General features: G+C 62.5%; 19 protein-coding genes. 8 read left to right on the top strand and 11 right to left on the bottom strand.

Annotated elements, in window-relative coordinates; genetic code table 11:
- Positions 1-2: 2 nt before the first annotated feature.
- A complete protein-coding gene (locus PQG80_RS25050) occupies positions 3-1,427 on the bottom strand; it encodes an RtcB family protein (RefSeq protein WP_271754414.1) in 1,425 nt (474 codons plus the stop codon).
- Positions 1,428-1,887: 460 nt separating this feature from the next.
- Between PQG80_RS25050 and PQG80_RS25045 the strand changes: the two genes are divergently transcribed.
- Positions 1,888-3,003, top strand: a complete 1,116-nt coding sequence (locus tag PQG80_RS25045) for a citrate synthase (RefSeq protein WP_271754413.1) — start codon at positions 1,888-1,890, stop codon at positions 3,001-3,003.
- Between the two features lie 151 nt (positions 3,004-3,154).
- Here PQG80_RS25045 and aguB read toward each other — a convergent pair whose 3' ends face one another.
- Both aguB and PQG80_RS25035 read right to left on the bottom strand, forming a co-directional pair.
- Complete coding sequence (gene aguB, locus PQG80_RS25040; RefSeq protein ID WP_271754412.1) at positions 3,155-4,030, bottom strand: N-carbamoylputrescine amidase; 876 nt, start codon at positions 4,028-4,030, stop codon at positions 3,155-3,157.
- A 224-nt stretch (positions 4,031-4,254) separates the two neighbouring features.
- Positions 4,255-5,283, bottom strand: coding sequence for an agmatine deiminase family protein (locus tag PQG80_RS25035; protein ID WP_271754411.1), 1,029 nt, complete (start codon positions 5,281-5,283; stop codon positions 4,255-4,257).
- A 218-nt stretch (positions 5,284-5,501) separates the two neighbouring features.
- Between PQG80_RS25035 and PQG80_RS25030 the strand changes: the two genes are divergently transcribed.
- Entirely contained in the window at positions 5,502-6,965 is a 1,464-nt protein-coding gene (locus PQG80_RS25030) for an alpha-amylase (protein WP_271754410.1), read from the top strand.
- Positions 6,966-7,044: 79 nt separating this feature from the next.
- Here the strand turns inward: PQG80_RS25030 and PQG80_RS25025 are convergent, their stop codons facing one another.
- The 3 genes from PQG80_RS25025 to PQG80_RS25015 form a co-directional block, all read right to left on the bottom strand.
- Positions 7,045-7,887, bottom strand: coding sequence for a type VI secretion system tube protein Hcp (locus PQG80_RS25025; protein ID WP_271754409.1), 843 nt, complete (start codon positions 7,885-7,887; stop codon positions 7,045-7,047).
- 63 nt (positions 7,888-7,950) lie between these two features.
- Entirely contained in the window at positions 7,951-8,103 is a 153-nt protein-coding gene (locus tag PQG80_RS25020; protein ID WP_271754408.1) for a hypothetical protein, read from the bottom strand.
- Positions 8,104-8,135: 32 nt separating this feature from the next.
- Positions 8,136-8,702 (bottom strand): Hcp family type VI secretion system effector, encoded by a 567-nt coding sequence (locus tag PQG80_RS25015; RefSeq protein WP_271754406.1) that lies wholly within the window; start codon positions 8,700-8,702, stop codon positions 8,136-8,138.
- A 160-nt stretch (positions 8,703-8,862) separates the two neighbouring features.
- Here PQG80_RS25015 and PQG80_RS25010 point away from each other — a divergent pair, with 160 nt between their 5' ends.
- Together PQG80_RS25010 and PQG80_RS25005 are read left to right on the top strand one after the other, a co-directional pair.
- Positions 8,863-9,306, top strand: a complete 444-nt coding sequence (locus PQG80_RS25010) for a MarR family winged helix-turn-helix transcriptional regulator (RefSeq protein WP_271754405.1) — start codon at positions 8,863-8,865, stop codon at positions 9,304-9,306.
- Positions 9,307-9,432: 126 nt separating this feature from the next.
- Positions 9,433-10,242, top strand: coding sequence for an NAD(P)H-binding protein (locus PQG80_RS25005; RefSeq protein WP_271754404.1), 810 nt, complete (start codon positions 9,433-9,435; stop codon positions 10,240-10,242).
- Between the two features lie 45 nt (positions 10,243-10,287).
- Here the strand turns inward: PQG80_RS25005 and PQG80_RS25000 are convergent, their stop codons facing one another.
- Positions 10,288-10,725: a helix-turn-helix domain-containing protein gene (locus PQG80_RS25000; RefSeq protein WP_271754403.1), complete on the bottom strand. Its 438-nt coding sequence runs from the start codon at positions 10,723-10,725 to the stop codon at positions 10,288-10,290.
- Between the two features lie 107 nt (positions 10,726-10,832).
- Positions 10,833-11,102: a DUF6597 domain-containing transcriptional factor gene (locus tag PQG80_RS24995; protein WP_271754402.1), complete on the bottom strand. Its 270-nt coding sequence runs from the start codon at positions 11,100-11,102 to the stop codon at positions 10,833-10,835.
- 125 nt (positions 11,103-11,227) lie between these two features.
- Here PQG80_RS24995 and PQG80_RS24990 point away from each other — a divergent pair, with 125 nt between their 5' ends.
- From PQG80_RS24990 to PQG80_RS24980, 3 genes are all read left to right on the top strand, one after another.
- The gene (locus PQG80_RS24990; protein WP_271754400.1) at positions 11,228-11,680 is read left to right on the top strand and encodes an SRPBCC family protein; all 453 of its coding nucleotides are present in this window, start codon (positions 11,228-11,230) and stop codon (positions 11,678-11,680) included.
- A 128-nt stretch (positions 11,681-11,808) separates the two neighbouring features.
- Positions 11,809-12,552 carry an MBL fold metallo-hydrolase gene (locus PQG80_RS24985; protein WP_271754399.1) on the top strand — a complete coding sequence of 248 codons (744 nt, stop codon included), beginning with the start codon at positions 11,809-11,811 and terminating at the stop codon, positions 12,550-12,552.
- 8 nt (positions 12,553-12,560) lie between these two features.
- Positions 12,561-13,073, top strand: a complete 513-nt coding sequence (locus tag PQG80_RS24980; protein ID WP_271754398.1) for a GNAT family N-acetyltransferase — start codon at positions 12,561-12,563, stop codon at positions 13,071-13,073.
- Between the two features lie 34 nt (positions 13,074-13,107).
- Here PQG80_RS24980 and PQG80_RS24975 read toward each other — a convergent pair whose 3' ends face one another.
- Entirely contained in the window at positions 13,108-13,455 is a 348-nt protein-coding gene (locus tag PQG80_RS24975) for a winged helix-turn-helix transcriptional regulator (RefSeq protein WP_271754397.1), read from the bottom strand.
- A gap of 165 nt (positions 13,456-13,620) precedes the next feature.
- On the opposite strand from PQG80_RS24975, the gene PQG80_RS24970 reads away from it, so the two are divergent.
- Positions 13,621-14,829: an MFS transporter gene (locus PQG80_RS24970; protein WP_271754396.1), complete on the top strand. Its 1,209-nt coding sequence runs from the start codon at positions 13,621-13,623 to the stop codon at positions 14,827-14,829.
- A 71-nt stretch (positions 14,830-14,900) separates the two neighbouring features.
- On the opposite strand, the gene PQG80_RS24965 is transcribed toward PQG80_RS24970, so the two are convergent.
- Together PQG80_RS24965 and PQG80_RS24960 are read right to left on the bottom strand one after the other, a co-directional pair.
- Positions 14,901-15,458 (bottom strand): NADPH-dependent FMN reductase, encoded by a 558-nt coding sequence (locus PQG80_RS24965; RefSeq protein WP_271754395.1) that lies wholly within the window; start codon positions 15,456-15,458, stop codon positions 14,901-14,903.
- Positions 15,459-15,834: 376 nt separating this feature from the next.
- Positions 15,835-16,096: integrase core domain-containing protein (locus PQG80_RS24960; RefSeq protein ID WP_271754394.1), on the bottom strand; the 262-nt coding region annotated here is incomplete at its 5' end.

Raw genomic sequence — 16,096 nt, 5'->3', positions numbered from 1 at the left:
TTTTATACTCCTTTGATCGTCGCGAGCGGACGGCATTTGGGGACGACAGCCGCCAGTCCTGCGCCCGTTACGCTCTCTATAATTTGGTCTACGTCCTTGTATGCCTGGGGCGACTCGTCGATGATCGCCTCTAACGCGCGGTGGTTGACGACGATCTCGTCCGCCTGGCCGACGCGGAGCGAAGCGGCGAATTCATCTACGGTGACGAGCTGCTTGGTCGCGTTGCGCGAGCGAACCCGGCCCGCCCCGTGGCAGATGGAGTGATAGTTGCGTTCTCCGGACGGCACGCCGACCATCAGATACGAGGACGTCCCCATCGATCCGGGAATGAGCGCCGGGTGACCGGTCGCCCGGTACGGCTCCGGATTGTCCGGGTGGCCCGGGGGAAGGGAGCGGGTCGCGCCCTTGCGGTGCACGAACAGCGCCTCTTCGCCGTGCCGCTCATCCAGCGCGTAGTTATGCATCAGGTCGTACAGCGTCCGCGTCTCCGCCTGCGCGCCCATGGTCTCGCGCAGCGCGTCGCGTACCGCGTAGCCGAGCAGATGGCGGTTCGCGACGGCGAAGTTGAGCGCGGAATACATGAGATTAACGTAAGCATCGCCTGCTTCGCTGTCCAGCGGAGCGAACGCCAACTTCGGATCTGCCGTACCGAGACCGAGCCGGCGCATCGTCTTGACGACTTCGGAGGCGCAGTGCTGGTTAACGGCACCGCCCCACGAGCGCGAGCCCGAGTGGATCATGACGATAACCTGCCCGTCGCGGAGCCCCCAGCACTCGCCGACCGCGCGGCTGTTCTCGTCCAGCGACACGGCCTGCAGCTCGACGAAGTGATTGCCGCCGCCGAGCGTGCCTAGCTGACGGTGCGCCCGGTGCCATAGATGCTCGGGAATCCGGTTCAGCGCGTCTTCGTCGTATCGGAAGCGCGCATGCTCCACGTGCGTGAGCGAGGTCGCACGGCGAGGCGTATAGGCGTCCGGCACGTATTTTCCCGGCAGCCCGTGGAGCCCCTTGATGAGCACGTCCTCGAGCCGGATATCGGAAAAGTGTCCCCGCGCATGATTTTCCGTTGGAATCCGCTTCTCGATGGCTTTGACCAGCTTGCGCCGGAGCTTGACGTCCTGCAGATCGTCCGCGTCCAGATTCGTCAGATGCACCCTCATCCCGCAGCCGATGTCGCTGCCGACGATGGACGGGGAGACGAACCCGTCGTCCGCCTTCCAGACCGCAGTCGTGCCGATGCAGGTGCCGACGCCCACATGGGCGTCCGGCGTATAGCTCATATAGCGGATGTTGGGAATTTGCAGATTATTGTTCGCCATCTCGAGCGGCTTGGCGCCCATGGCGCGGAACAGCGCGTCCTTGGCATAGACGTGCAGATCGCCCGCAGGCAGATCGATGCGCCGGTAATAGATTTCGTCCTGTAACATAAGTTTGTTTGACCTCTTATCGTTCTTGAATTTTGGATAACACAAAAAGGGCCGCAAGCCGATTCGCTCGCGGTCCCTGGATACGTCAAAATCATGCCCTGGATTCATCGCTTATCCCACGAGGGATCAAGCGTTATCCGGGTCTGTCTCCTGGTTCGGCCCGTAGAGGCCGGCGGACATCGAGCGGCATATTCAGTTGCGTCCGTGCGTCGTAGCGGCGGGGGAGTCGAATAGCGGTCATGTCGGCCGGCCTCCTTTCTGTTGAGATAATGGCTATATTAAGGGGTACAGGTAAACCTTGTCAACCATATTGATGAAAAAAGTTGATGGGCCTGATTAAAAAGGGTTATCGAAGATGAAGATGATAAATTTAATCTTTCATCCATAAAAAATACAATAAATATACATAATTGATGCGCTGCGTTATATTGAAGTTAACAAGAAAAGGAGTGAATGGACAATGGCTAGCGTAACCGGATTGGAAGGCGTCGTGGCGGCCCAGACCGAGATCGGGCACGTGGACGGGGAGCGGGGACACCTGGTATACAGGGGACAGTGGGCAAAGGACCTGGCGGTGAGCCGCGGCTTCGAGGAGACGGCGCACCTGCTCTGGTACGGCCGGCTCCCGGACGAGCGGGAGCTGTCGGCGTTGAAGGGGCGCATGGCCGCGGAGCGCGCCGTGCCGATGGAGCTGCGCCGCCTGCTGGACGCGCTGCCGGCGGCGCTGCCGATGATGGGCGCGCTGCAAGCCGCCGCGGCGGCGCTAGCGGACGGGTCCGAGCCCGCATGGCCGCCGCGCGCGGATCAGGCGGAGCGCGTGACGGCGCTCCTGCCGGGCATCATCGCGTACCGCTACCGCCGCCTGCAGGGGCTCGCGCCCGTCGAGCCGGATGCGGAGCTGGACTATGCGGCCAACTACCTGTACATGCTGACGGGCCGCCATCCCGAGCCCGACCATGCCCGGGCGCTGACCGCGTATCTCGTCCTCGGCATGGAGCACGGCATGAACGCGTCCACCTTCGCGGGCCGCGTCGCGCTGTCGACGCAGGCCGGCCTGTATCCCGCCGTCAGCGCGGCGATCGGCACGATGGGCGGGCCGCTGCACGGCGGCGCGCCGAGCGAGGTGATCGCCATGCTCGAGGAGATCGGCACGCGGGACCGGGCCGAAGCCTGGCTGCGCGAGGTGCTGGAGCGGGGCGGCCGGCTGATGGGCTTCGGCCATCGCATCTATAAGACCGTCGACCCGCGGGCCGAGGCGCTGCGATCGGTGACGCGAGGCTTGACCGGCGACGACCCGGCGTTCGCGCTCGCCCTGCACGTGGAGGAGACGGCGACGCGGCTGCTCGCCGAATACAAGCCGGGGCGGCGGCTGCACACGAACGTCGAGTTTTTCGCCGCCGCCATCATGAAGGCGATCGCGCTGCCGACGTCGCTGTTCACGCCGACGTTCACGGCCGCGCGCGTCGTCGGCTGGACGGCGCACATGCTTGAGCAGTCAGGCCATAACCGCATCTTCCGCCCGCAATCGGCCTATGTGGGCGCTATGCCGGTTGAGATCGCCGATAAAATCGGTTAACTTACCCGTCGCGTCCCTGCGAGCCTCTCCCTCGGGCGCTCGGTGCTCGAAGAGGACTGAAAGTGTGGACGTAGATCCATACTCGCGTGATCCCCCAGCTTTTTCGCAAAATAAGAGACCGCCGTATGCCGGCGGTCTTTTTTGAACCCGTTCAGACGGTCGTGCTGCCGTCGTACGAAGCTATCGCCCGGTACAGTTCCGGCCGGCGGTCGCGGAAGATGCCCCACTCGATGCGCTGGGTCTCCAGTTGATCGAGATCGAATTCGGCGGTCAGCACCGTCTCTTCCGTGCGGCCCGCCTCCTCGATCATATTGCCCTGCGGGCCGGCGATGAACGAGGAACCGTAGAAGTCGATGGACGAATCCTCGTCTTCCTCGCGCCCGATGCGGTTGGAGGCGATGACCGGCATCAGGTTGGAGGCTGCGTGGCCTCTCATGCACATCTGCCAGTGGTCCTTAGAGTCGATCGAGTTGTCCTGCGGCTCCGAGCCGATGGCCGTCGGGTAGAAGAGCAGCTCGGCGCCCATGAGCGCCATGCAGCGCGCGGCCTCCGGATACCATTGGTCCCAGCAGACGCCGACGCCGATCTTAGCGTAGCGCGTATGCCACACCTTGAACCCGGTGTCGCCGGGGTTGAAGTAGAACTTCTCCTCGTAGCCGGGACCGTCCGGGATGTGGCTCTTGCGATAGTGGCCGAGGACCTCGCCGTCCGCGTCGATGACCGCGAGCGAGTTATAGCGGGCATAGTTTTTCTTCTCGTAAAAGCTGATCGGGAGCACGACCTTCAGTTCCTTGGCGACGGCCTTGAAGTGGTTGACGGCTTTGTTGTGCTCCAGCTCGGTCGCGTAAACGTAGTAGTCCGACTTCTCCTTCTGGCAGAAGTACGGCGTCTCGAACAGCTCCTGCAGCAGAATGATCTGGGCGCCCTGGGCCGCGGCCTCGCGCACGAGCTTGTCCGCCTTGGCGATGTTCTCGTCGATATCGCAGGAGCAGCTCATCTGGGTAGCCGCCACTTTGACTTTTCTCATCCGGGTATCCTCCTTTGGTATGTCCGTATCCTATCGGTAAAAATTTAGTGGTTAAAAGGCAGTTCATTGCGTCGTTCGCGACGGGATCGAAAAGGATAAGGGTCAATGTGCAGTTAATTGTTGAGAAAGACGCCGATTGTCTCTTGCGCACCGTCGCTCAGGCACCGTCACGCGTACACAATTTGTTCAGCGCACCGTCACTCGCGCACCGTCGCGCTCCTTTTTCAGCCGCGCGCCGGCATCTGCTGGGTCGTGCAGTGGACGTTGCCGCCCTCCTTGATGATCGCCATGCCGTCGACGGTGCGGATGCGGCGCTCCGGGAACGTCTCGGCCAGGATGCGCGCGGCCTCTCGGTCCGTCGCCTCCGCGGCGCCGCCGAAGACCGGCAGGATGATGCCGCCGTTGACGAAGTAGAAGTTCAGGTAGCTCAGCGTGAGCCGGCTCTCCTCGAACGCCGCGTGCGGCGGCTGCGGGAGCTCGACGATCTCGAACTTCCGTCCCTTGGCGTCGGTCGCTTCGCGCAAAATGCGCAGGTTCTCCTGCGTGATCTCGTAATTTTCATCGGATGGGTCGTAGCAGGTCTGGATAATGACCTTGCCCGGCGCCGCGAAGCAGGCGATGTTGTCCACGTGCCCGTCCGTCTCGTCGCCGGCCAGGCCGCGGTTCAGCCAGACGATCTTGTCGATGCCCACGTACTGCGCGAGCAGCTCCGCGATCCGCTCGCGGCTCAGCTCGGGATTGCGGTTGACGTTCAGCAGGCACTCCTCGGTCGTGAGCAGCGTGCCTTCGCCGTCGACGTGGATCGAGCCGCCCTCCATGACGACGGGCGCGTCGAACCGGCGCACGCCCATGCGCTCGAGGATCTGCGGCGCGACCGCGTCGTCCAGATCCCAGGGCGCGTACTTGCCGCCCCAGGCGTTGAAGCGCCAGTTCACGCCGGCCAGCTCGCCGTCCGGCCCGACGAGGAAGGTCGGTCCGTTGTCCCGCAGCCAGGCGTCGCTGTGCGCGATCGGCAGGAGCTCGATGTTCGGCGCGTCCAGATGACGCTTCGCGAGCGCCAGGTCGGCCTCGTTCACCAGCACGGTGACGGGCTCGAACTCGGCGATCGCCAGAACGACCTGCGCGTAGCCGCCGCATACGGATGCGTGGTCGTCCGGGTAGACCATGGAGTCCTGGACGGGCCAGGACATGAAGGTGCGTTCGTGCCGCGCCCATTCGGCGGGCATTTTATATTGAAGATCTCGAGGATACAAGAGATTCAGCTCGCTTTGCTGTGAGATTGAACGGATGCCGCTTTAAGTTCTCCATCATCATATACGAATCGCGCCGCGATCTCAATGTGTCCGGGCAAAGTGCGCGGCGGCCGAAACGGGCCGGCCTGTTTGTTTACGCGCGCCTCGGTTGAGGTAAATCATGAAGTGTCGGATCAATGCGGGACAAATTAGCAGCTACCTATAATGGAGGCCCCCGAATGGAGCGCAATCATACGATTATGCAGTTTTTTGAATGGCATCTCGCGCCGGACGGCAGGCACTGGCGCCGCCTGGCGAAGCTCGCGCCGAAGCTCAAGGAGCGGGGCATCGACGCGGTATGGATCCCGCCGCCTACCAAGGCCGTCTCGGCGGAGGATACCGGGTATGCGGTATACGACCTGTACGATCTCGGCGAGTTCGACCAGAAGGGGACGGTACGCACCAAGTACGGCACCAAGGACGAGCTGCTCGAGGCGGTCGCGGCCTGCCGGGAGGCGGGGATAGGCATCTACGCGGACCTGGTCATGAATCACAAGGCGGGCGCGGACGAGACGGAGACGTTTCAGGTGATCGAAGTCAAGGCGGACAACCGGCTGGAGGAGATCTCCGGTCCGTTCGACATCGAGGGCTGGACGAAGTTCGATTTTCCGGGGCGCGGGGATGCGTATTCGTCGTTCAAATGGAACTTCGGGCACTTCAACGGCACCGACTGCGACGCGCGCGAGGACCGTCAGGGGATCTACCGGATCGTCGGCGACGGCAAGCGCTGGAACGAGAACGTCGACGACGCGTTCGGCAACTACGACTACCTGATGTATGCGAATATCGACTATCACCATCCGGACGTGCGCCGGGAGATGATCGCGTGGGGCAAGTGGCTGGCGGAGACGCTCGGCTGCAACGGCTATCGGCTGGATGCGATCAAGCACATCGATCACACCTTCGTAAAAGAATTCACGGATACGATCTACGCGGAGCGAGGCGATGAGTTCTTCATCGTCGGGGAGTTCTGGAACAGCGATCCGGGCGCCTGCCAGCGGTTCCTCGAGGATGTCGGCGGACGCATCAGCCTGTTCGACGTACGGCTGCATTACAACCTGCACGAGGCTTCGGAGAAAGGAGCCGAATACGACCTGACCAAGCTGTTCGACGATACGCTCGTCCAATCGAATCCGACCAACGCCGTCACTTTCGTCGACAATCACGATTCGCAGCCCGGCGAGGCGCTGGAGTCGTGGATCGCGGACTGGTTCAAGCAGAGCGCGTACGCGCTCGTCCTGCTGCGGGAAGGCGGCTATCCTTGCGTGTTCTACGGCGACTACTTCCATATCGGGGGAGACGAAGAGGAGATCGAGGGGAAAAAGAACGCCATCGATCCGCTGCTCTACAGCCGCCACCACAAGGCCTACGGCGAGCAAGAGGACTATTTCGACGATCCGCAGCTGATCGGCTGGGTACGGCGCGGCGTCGCGGAGATCGAGCGCTCCGGCTGCGCGGTCGTCGTCGCGAGCGGCGAAGGCGGCGAGAAGCGGATGTACGTCGGGGAGCAGCGGGCGGGCGAGGAATGGGTCGACTTCACGCAGACCCGGGACGACAGGATCGTCATCGGGGAGGACGGCTTCGCCGCATTCCCGGCGAACGGCGGCAGCGTGTCGGTATGGGCGCAGCCCGATCCGGCGTGACCGGTCGGACTTACGCATAGAGACCCCCGCGCGGGCAGCGCGGGGGTCTCTGGCGTAAAGGCTGATCGACGAGTCCGATTTAATAAGAGCCGTGGCCGGAGAAGGTCCCTCGGTCGAAGTCCATGACATTGGTTGCTTCGGCGCGGCCGTCCTCGCCGACGCTGTAATATTCGACCGTATGCGTGTCCGCGGCGTAAATCTCGAACGGACCCGCGTAATCGATCCAGGCGCCTCCGTTCACGCGATAGCGCGTCTTCGCCGAGGTACCGTCGGTCCCTTCGGCCCGGAGCGTTACCTTGAAGCCTTTGACATAGGGGTGACCTTGGGCGGTGACTGCTTGTATCGGGTCGAATCGATACTGGGTCAGCACCTCTCCGGCCGGATCCGGGTCGCCGCCGCCCCCGCCGCCCGGCTTCTCGGGCATATACTTGAACAGCGCGGATTCCGCGTTCAGGGCAAGCGATTCGGACAGCTGCGCGCCTCCCGACGCGGAGCTGTATCCCGTCACTTGGACGTTCGTCAGATGCACGACCATATATGTCCGGCTCTGGCCGGCGGTGCGCGTCTGAAAGTACAGGTAGCCGTCCTTGATCTTCCTGCCGTCCGCGAGCGCCTTCAGCAACGGGAGCGAGGACGAATCGAAGGTCTTGGAGACCACGACCGCCGACTGTACCGGTTCGCCTATGTCGGCGCCGCCTATGGGGGCGCCCGTCGTCACGCCGTAGTTAAAGCCGTTCACTACGATCGCGCCCTTGAGATCCTTGCTCTTGCCGTCGTACCCGCCCGGGATGCCCTCCAGCGTCAGCAGGATCGGGGGCAGGTCGCCTTCCGCCGCGCTTGCGGACGGCTGGGATGGCGCCAGGAACAGCATTCCGGAGGCGATAGCCGCGATCAGGCTCCATTTTAATATTTTAGCAAGCAAATCGATCTTCTCCTTTGTCGGCGGCGCGGGAGATGTCCGCTTGCCGCCCGGCGTCCGCCGGAATCAGCTGTCCAGCAGCAGGCTGCGCTGGTAGAAATCGTCCGTTGGCGTAAATGCCCACACGCCGCCGGTGTCCATGGTTTCCTTGATGGACAGCACCTCAAGCACGGGTGCGTACCAGGACAGCTTGGTTTTCTCGTTGACCGTTTCGTTCATGGCGATGCAGCTCCTTTACCCGGGATTTTGATTTATTTGCCGACGTTTTTACCCAAGTCGTATTCAAAGGTTTGCGGGGGAAGCGGCTGACCCTTGGCGTCGACGGCTTCGTAGATAAACGTGACCTTGCCGGCCTGAAGCGAGAAGGATTCCGTCATCCGGTCCGCACCGCCGCTTGCGGTATACGCATCGGACGTGACGAACACGTTCTCCAGCTTGATCGTCAAGTAGGGCTTCCGGCTTTGCCCGTTGTAGAATCCGATCGTGCCGTTCTTGATCGCCTTGCCCAAGGTCAGATTCTGCAGCAGAGAGATGGAGGCGGAATCCTGGTATTTGGTCATATTAAATTCCGAATATACAGGCTTTCCGCCACCGCTGCCGCCGCCCGGCAAGGGAGCCGCATTCGACGCGCCGAACGAGAAGGAAGTGATGTCGATCGCCCCTTTGACGCCATCGGCCGCGCTCTCTCCGTTGATCTTATCCAGCGTCAGCAGGATGTAGGAACCGCCTGCAGCGGAAGCGGTTACGGGAGATGCGGCGGCGAGAATCAGAAAGGCGAGCAGAAACAAGGCTGCTTTTGGCATAAAACGTGCGAACAAAACGATCAACTCCTCAGATATGATACAATATGTATCGATGATAGCATAGATCATTATTCTTGCCTAGGTCCTTGAAGGAATCGAATCTTGCGTTGACAACGCGAGGTTCCTTGTCGTATTCTTCATATAGTTAAGTATTTAATTAAATGGAGAAGATGGCATGGACGATTTGCAGGGATACGTGTCGGAGCAGCCGCCCAAGGTGCGCGCGTTTTTCGCGCTGGTAGAGACGACGGCAAGCCTGATCGGCGTATCCGAGAAGTATTGGCAATCGCGAGGCCTGAACGGCGCGCGCATCCGCATCCTCGTGGAGATCGCCAAGGCGGGCGGCGCTCTGCTGCCTTCCGTGCTGGCGCGGCGCATCGGCGTGACGAAGGCGAATATCAGCGTGCTGCTCGTGCCGCTCGCCAGCGAGGGCTACGTGCGGATCGCCGGGGACCCGGCGGACGGCCGCCGGCGGCGCGTGACGCTGACGCCCGAGGGGGAACGTCTGCTGCTGGACGCCTTGCCAGGCAACAGGGAAGTGCTGGAGAAGCTCATGAGCCGGCTCGACGAGTCGGAGATTCGTCAGCTGCTCGGACTGCTCGCCAAGCTGGAGGGCTGAGGACGTACGGATGCGTAGGCTTCCGGCGCCAGAGGCCGGAGGTAGATGGGGGCGATTCAGTAAGGCGTCTCTTATCCATTTGGTTAAATACTTAACTAACTTCAATCGAAGAAGGGTGGATTTTGGATGAAAATCGTGATGACGGGCGCCACCGGGCATCTTGGCTCTCTCGTACTGGGGGAATTGCTTAGGCGCGTGCCGGCGGCGCGGATCGCGATCGTGACGCGTCGGCCGGAGGAAGCCGAGGAATGGCGCGGCAGGGGCGTCGAGGTCCGATACGGGGATTATGACGTGCCGGCATCGCTGCCCGGGGCGTTCGGCGGTGCCGACAGGCTGCTGTTCATCTCGTCGCCGCTGCGGGACGAGGAAGCGCGCCTGCGGCAGCATCGGGCTGCGGTAGAGGCCGCGGCGGAGGCGAAGGTCGGGCGGATCGTCTACACGAGCGTCGCGTACGCCGAACGAGGACGTCTGCCGCTGCACGAGCTGCATCTGGCGACCGAGCGGCTTATTCGCGAATCGGGGCTCGCTTATACGATCCTGCGCAATGCCTATTATATGGACATCGTCGAGATGCTGGGCTGGCGCGAGGCGCTGGCCGCGGGCGTGCTGCCGAGTCCGCCGGGCGACTGGATCTTCAACACGGCCGCCAGAGAGGATCTCGCCGCCGCGGCGGCCGCGGTGCTGACGGAGAGCGGTCACGACGGCCAGGTCTATGAACTGACGGCGTCGAGTCCGTGGCGCCTGGGCGATCTGGCCCGCGCGCTGACCGAACGGTCGGGCAGACCGGTCGTCCACCGCGCCGACCCGGGGATGCAGGGCATGGTTTACGCGCTCTTGCCCCTCTCCGAGACGGCGGCGGTCTCCCCGGATCTCAGGCGGCTCGTCGGCGCGCCGCTGCGCGGCCTCAAGGAATGGCTGGCGGACCGGAACGTGTAGCCGGTCAACCCAGCCTTCCGTTCGCCAGCCCGGTTCGAACTCGGTTCAGCCCAGCTGGCGTACGTAGGTCTCGGGCGGCACGCCGACGACGGCCTTGAAGTCTCGGGTGAAATGCGCCTGATCGTAGTAGCCCAGCTCCGCCGACAGCCCGGCCCAGTCCTGCAGCTTCTCCTGCCGGATGCGTTCCGCCGCTTCCTGCAGCCGGAAGCGCTGCAGGATCCGCTTGGGCGACACGCCGATATACCGGCCGAGCAGCCGCTGGAGGGTACGGACGCTCAAGCCGTGCCGGCTCGCCATCGCTTCGACGTGCCGCAGGCCGCGATCGGACGCCGCATCCTGCACGATCCGGGCGGCCAGCTCCGCCGATCCGTCCCGCTCGGGCCGCAGGTCCAGCAGATACCGCTCCATGGCCGCGAGCCGCGCTTCGGCTGCGGGCACGGCATCCAGCAGGCCGGTTAGTCCCTCGCCCGCCGTGCCGAACACCTCCGATGCGGCGACCCTGCGGCCCGTCAGCCGGGCGGCGGACTGACGCCAGAAGGGATAGAAGCCGCCGGGCTTGAACTTGACGCTGAAGCATTCGCCGAATCCCGTCAGCGTGCGGGTGAAGGTACCCGCGGCACGCCGTATACTTCGGCGTGCGAGGCGCCGTTTTCATTTTCCAGGGTCAGGTTGATGCTCGGGTAGGAGAGCACCTGCTGGCTGAAGGGCGCATGGCCCCGCAGGTCCCAGGCGAGCGTCCAGTAATGCTCGACCCAGTCCGCTAGCTCCGCGGATGGGGCGTACAGCCGCAGATTGAAGTGGCGCGCGGCCTCCTCCGGCTTGAGGATGGCTTTATCCAAGGGACGCTCGATGGGCTTCATGGCCGTGCACCTCCGGATTTTGTCGCGTTTTTCCAATACATACCGCCGCCGTTCCGTTACAATCGATACTAGCAGTCCGCAGCATACGCCGCAATTCCAATCGAACCGGGAGAAGAGGGAAGAGCATGGAAGACTTAAAGTACACGATCTATATCGGCGGCAAGCCGGAGCAGGTATGGGAGGCGCTCGTATCGCCGGAGGGCACGCGCGCGATCTTTTTCGGCAGCGTACTGGAATCTACGTTCGAGGCGGGCGCGCCCTACGCGTATGTCGGTCCGGGCAACGACGGCGACGAGACCGTCCACGTCTACGGCACGGTGCTGGCGTTCGAGCCTTATCGCATGATGAGCTATACGGAGCATCCGGGACCTTCCTATCGGGAGAACCACGAGGCGTTGGAGACGCGCATTACGATGACGCTCGAGCCGATGGGCGCCAGCACGAAGGTGACGTTCGTCAACGACCGGTGGCCGGAGGGGCATCCTTCCTACGAGAGCACCAAGGAGAGCTGGCCGATGATCCTGAGCAACATCAAGTCCTATGTCGAGACGGGCAAGACGCTGGATCTGGGCTGGTAATTGCGCGTTCCGCCCGCTATAATGACCAAGATGCAGTCCGATCGGCGCCGCCGCCGGCAGGACTGTATTTTTGTCGTCTGCGGCAAGTCGGCGACTCGCCATTATTTCGAACAAAGGAGTCACTTGGTATGAACCCTTATCTGCCCCTCGACATCGCATTCGAGAACAACGGTCGGAGAGACGTCCTTACGCTGACGCTGCTGCAGGACGAGCGGGAGACGATTCTCGTCGACTGCGGCTATCCGCATTTCGTCGAATACCTGGAGCAAGCGACCGCCCGGCATGGCGTTCCTCTGCGCTCGGTGACCAAGCTTATCGCGACGCACCACGACATGGATCATATCGGATCGCTCGCGGCGCTGAAGCGGATGCTGCCTAACCTGGAGGTTATCGCTCACGAGACCGAGAAGCCTTACATAGAAGGCTCGGAAAAATCGCTTCGCGTCGTGCAGGCGGAAGCCACGCTGGACGGATTGACGGGTCAGGAGCGCGCGCAGGCCGAAGGCTTTATCTCTTTTTTAAATGCCATCGAGCCGACTGCCGTCGATCGGACCGTCGTCCACGGCGAACGGCTCCCCTGGTGCGGCGGCATCCGGATCGTTCACACCCCCGGCCATATGCCGGGCCATATCTCGTTGTACCTCCCGTCCAGCAAGACCCTGATCGCCGCGGATGCGGTCGTCGTAGAAGAAGGGAAGCTCAATATCGCCAATCCCCAATACGCGCTGGATCTGGAGGAAGCGGTCCGATCCGTGCGGCTGCTGCTCGACTACGAGATCGATCGGCTGATCTGCTATCATGGGGGCGTGTACGAGGGAGACGTGAAGCAGGCGCTGCTGGATCTGATTCAAAAATATAGCGAGGAAGGGTGACCGGACAAATGGAAATTATTCGCACGAAAAGGCTCATTCTGAGGGAGCATACGGAAGCGGACATCGAAGGACTGTACGCCATACAATCCGATCCGGCCACGATGTCGTTCTGGCCGGCTCCCTTTTCTTACGAACAGACCGAGAGCTGGATTCAACGCCAGATCGCTTCCTATACGGCGAACGGTTACGGCAGATGGGCCGTAATCAGGATAGAGGAAGGCGTCATGATCGGCGATGCCGGCATCGTGGCGAGCGAGATCGACGGCAAGGTTGAGAACGACCTCGGCTATATTATTCACGCGGACGCGTGGAACAAAGGATACGGATACGAAGCCGCCGAAGGCTGCCTTCGTTATGGCTTGGATGCGTTGGGACTGGATCGCTTGGTCGCGAACATGCCGACGGACCATCTGGCCTCCAGAAAAGTGGCGGAGAAGCTGGGGATGAAGCTCGAGAAGCATTTTTATAACAAGCGGAACCGGGATAAGGAGACCTGCTTGTACAGCATAGGCCAAGCATGAATGACCGATCGGCCCGACAGTCGGCGGGGCTCCGTCATCCCTCGCCCGTCGGCTGCTTCTCCTCCGGGCCCCGCTCGCGCCAGCGCAGCGCCCACTTCTCCATCTCCGCGAGAGCGGCTTGAAAGTCCAAGCCTTTTTCCGTCAGGCTGTATTCCACCGTGACGGGCACGGTCGGGTATACCTCCCGCCGCACGATGCCGCTCTGCTCTAGATGCCGCAGCGTATCCGTGAGCGACTGCGTCCCGACGATCGCGACGTCCCGCTGCAGCCGGTTGAACCGCTTGGGCCCCTTCTGCAGCTCCGCGATCACGACGAAGGACCACTTGGCCCCGAGCACCTGGAGCACCTCGCATATCGGTTTGTCTGGGTCCGAGACGGACATGAACAACGCTCCCCTCCGTAATGCAATTACTTAATTTAAGTTAGTAAGTCCATTCGTTAGGATTATCCCCAAACGCTTTGCGTTCTTACTTTTATATAGTATCGCGCTTATACTGTCGCTACAAGGGCCGCGCGGCTCCGCGACAACGATAAGAGGTGGTTAAAAATGAATCGCATGATCTTGTATATGCTCACGCTGGGTACTTTTTTGACAGGCTTCGCCGAATTGGCCGTCGTCGGCATCCTGCCGATCATATCCCGGGATGCCGGTATCAGCATCGCCCAGGCGGGCCAGCTTGTCGCCGCCTTCTCCCTCGGCTTCGCCGTCGGCACGCCGATCCTCGTCTCGCTGACGCAGCGGGTATCCCGCCGCCGGCTCCTTGCCGCCGCGTTGTTCGTCTTCGCCGCGGGGAGCCTGCTCTCGTACGCGAGCGACGGCTACGCCGCGATGATCGCGCTTCGCGCCGTGCTCGGCGTCGGCGCGGGCGTCTATCTGACGACGGCGCTCGGCGCGCTGCCCAAGCTCATGCCTGCCGATCGGCTTGGACGCGCGATGAGCACGATGATGATGGCATTCAGCGCAGCTACCGTGCTCGGCGCGCCCGTCGGCATCGCGCTGGCGGACGGATGGTCCTGGCAAGGCATGTACCTGCTGCTCGGAGGCGGCGCTTTGCTCGTCATGCTGGGCGTACTGCGATGGATGCCCGACGTCGAGGGAGACGCGCCTACCGGATTCCGCCGGCAGTTCGCCGTGCTCGGTCGTCCGGCGCTCGCCGCGGGGCTGCTGATGTCGCTCCTGTTCTCATCGGGGATCGCGCTGCTGAACACGTACTTCGTGCCTTTCCTCCAGGACGACCTCGGACTGAAGGTATCCTACACGGGCTGGACGATGCTGCTGCTAGGCTTGGGCGGCACGATCGCCACGCGGCTTGGCGGCGGCGTCGCCGACAAGCTGGGCCCGCCCGCGGTCATCGTGCGCGGTCTAACCGTCATGGCGCTGGCTCTTGCGCTGATGCCGGTCGCGGCCCACGCGGTCTCCTCCGCGGCCGGCGGTCTCGCCGCGGGTCTAGCCGTCGCCGTCGCGTGGATGCTGGCATACTCCGCGGCGATCCCGGCGATCCAGACTTACTTTGTGCGGATCGAGCCGGCATCGGCGAACATCGTGCTCGGACTCAACACCTCGCTGCTGCATCTGGGCGTTGCGATCGGCTCGGTGACGGGCGGACTGCTCGCCGACGCGTCTTCCACGGTACGCTATCATCCTTGGGCCAGCTTGGTGTTCGCCTTATTGTCGCTAACGGCTGGACTCCTATCCTTCGCCAAGGCCAGAGCGCGCGCGCCGGATGTCGGAAGCGGCCTGCTCGCGCCCGATTAACGGCCAAGAGGCGGGATCGCGGCTCGCGCCGCAGTCCCGCCCCTATGACTGACCGTCTGTCTGTGATTCCATTACGCCCGCAGTACCTTGAGCGCGCCGCTCCATGCGACGACTTGGCCCAGCATGTTATTCACCGAAGTCTCCTGCTTGGGGCCTGGACGGAAGACGCTGAAGTTCTCGAAGTCGTGGAACAGCGACAACGATACCTGCGCCTGCACGTCCGCGATCTTCAGCTCGGCCGCGATCTGCCGCAGATGCTCGACTGCCCGGACGCCGCCCGCGCTGCCGTATCCGACGAAGCCGGCCGCTTTGTCGTTCCACTCGTGATAAAGGAAATCGATCGCGTTCTTCAGCGCGCCCGACATGGAGTGATTGTATTCCGGCGTGACGAACACGAATCCGTCGAAGCCCTTGATGCGCTCGGACCAGGCCAGCGTATGCGCATGCTTGTAGTTCCCCATGACGGGAGGGATCGGCTCGTCGTACACGGGCAGCGCATACTCGGCGATGTCCACGAGCTCGAACGAGGCGTCGTCCCGCTTCGCGGCGATCTCGTATACCCACTTGGCGACGTCCTCGGCCTTGCGCCCGGGGCGCGTGCTGCCGATGATGATGGCGATCTTGGTCATGTATGATTCCTCCAGGCGGATGTGTAGGAGCCGTCTCCCCGCGCTCTGGGTTGAACGATGCGTTGCGGGTCCGCGGGAGGAGCTTGCCTCGCAAGTATCGTAGCCCAGAAGACGGGATTGATCAAGCTTCGGAAACGGGGGCCGCGGGCACCCGTGGCGCTCCGCAAGTTGCGCGTAGGCAGCGCAGTATGAAGGTGGGCGAGGAGATAAGCGCATTTGGGCACTAACTCACCCTCCAAGTGCCGCCCGGGCGAGGAGATAAGCGCATTTGGGCACTAACTAGCCCTCCACCAGTCGCCCAGGCGTGGAGATAAGCGCATTTGCGGTTCAACCCCCTAACCTTGGACACTTTCGTCCAAAACCCGGGGTTCTCTCCCTAAACCGCAATATTTATCGGCTTAATGGCGCCGGAGAGAAATTGTTTGAGGTACTCCGCAGGCGCCAGATCCCGGAGACTGCCGTGGAGCCGACGCTCGTTGTAAAAGTTAATGTAGCGGTCAACCGTCGTAAATGCCTGCTCGTAAGTCTCGAAAGCATGACGCTGGTAACACTCGCGCTCCAGTACGCTGTGAAAGGATTCAATGAACGCATTTTTGTTTGGCGTCCTTACCGGGATGCGTTCGTGGTGAATGCCGCTC

This window comes from Cohnella rhizoplanae (assembly GCF_948329515.1).
GTDB classification, from domain to species: Bacteria; Bacillota; Bacilli; order Paenibacillales; family Paenibacillaceae; genus Cohnella; species Cohnella rhizoplanae.
This window is presented reverse-complemented; position numbering and strand designations above follow the sequence as displayed.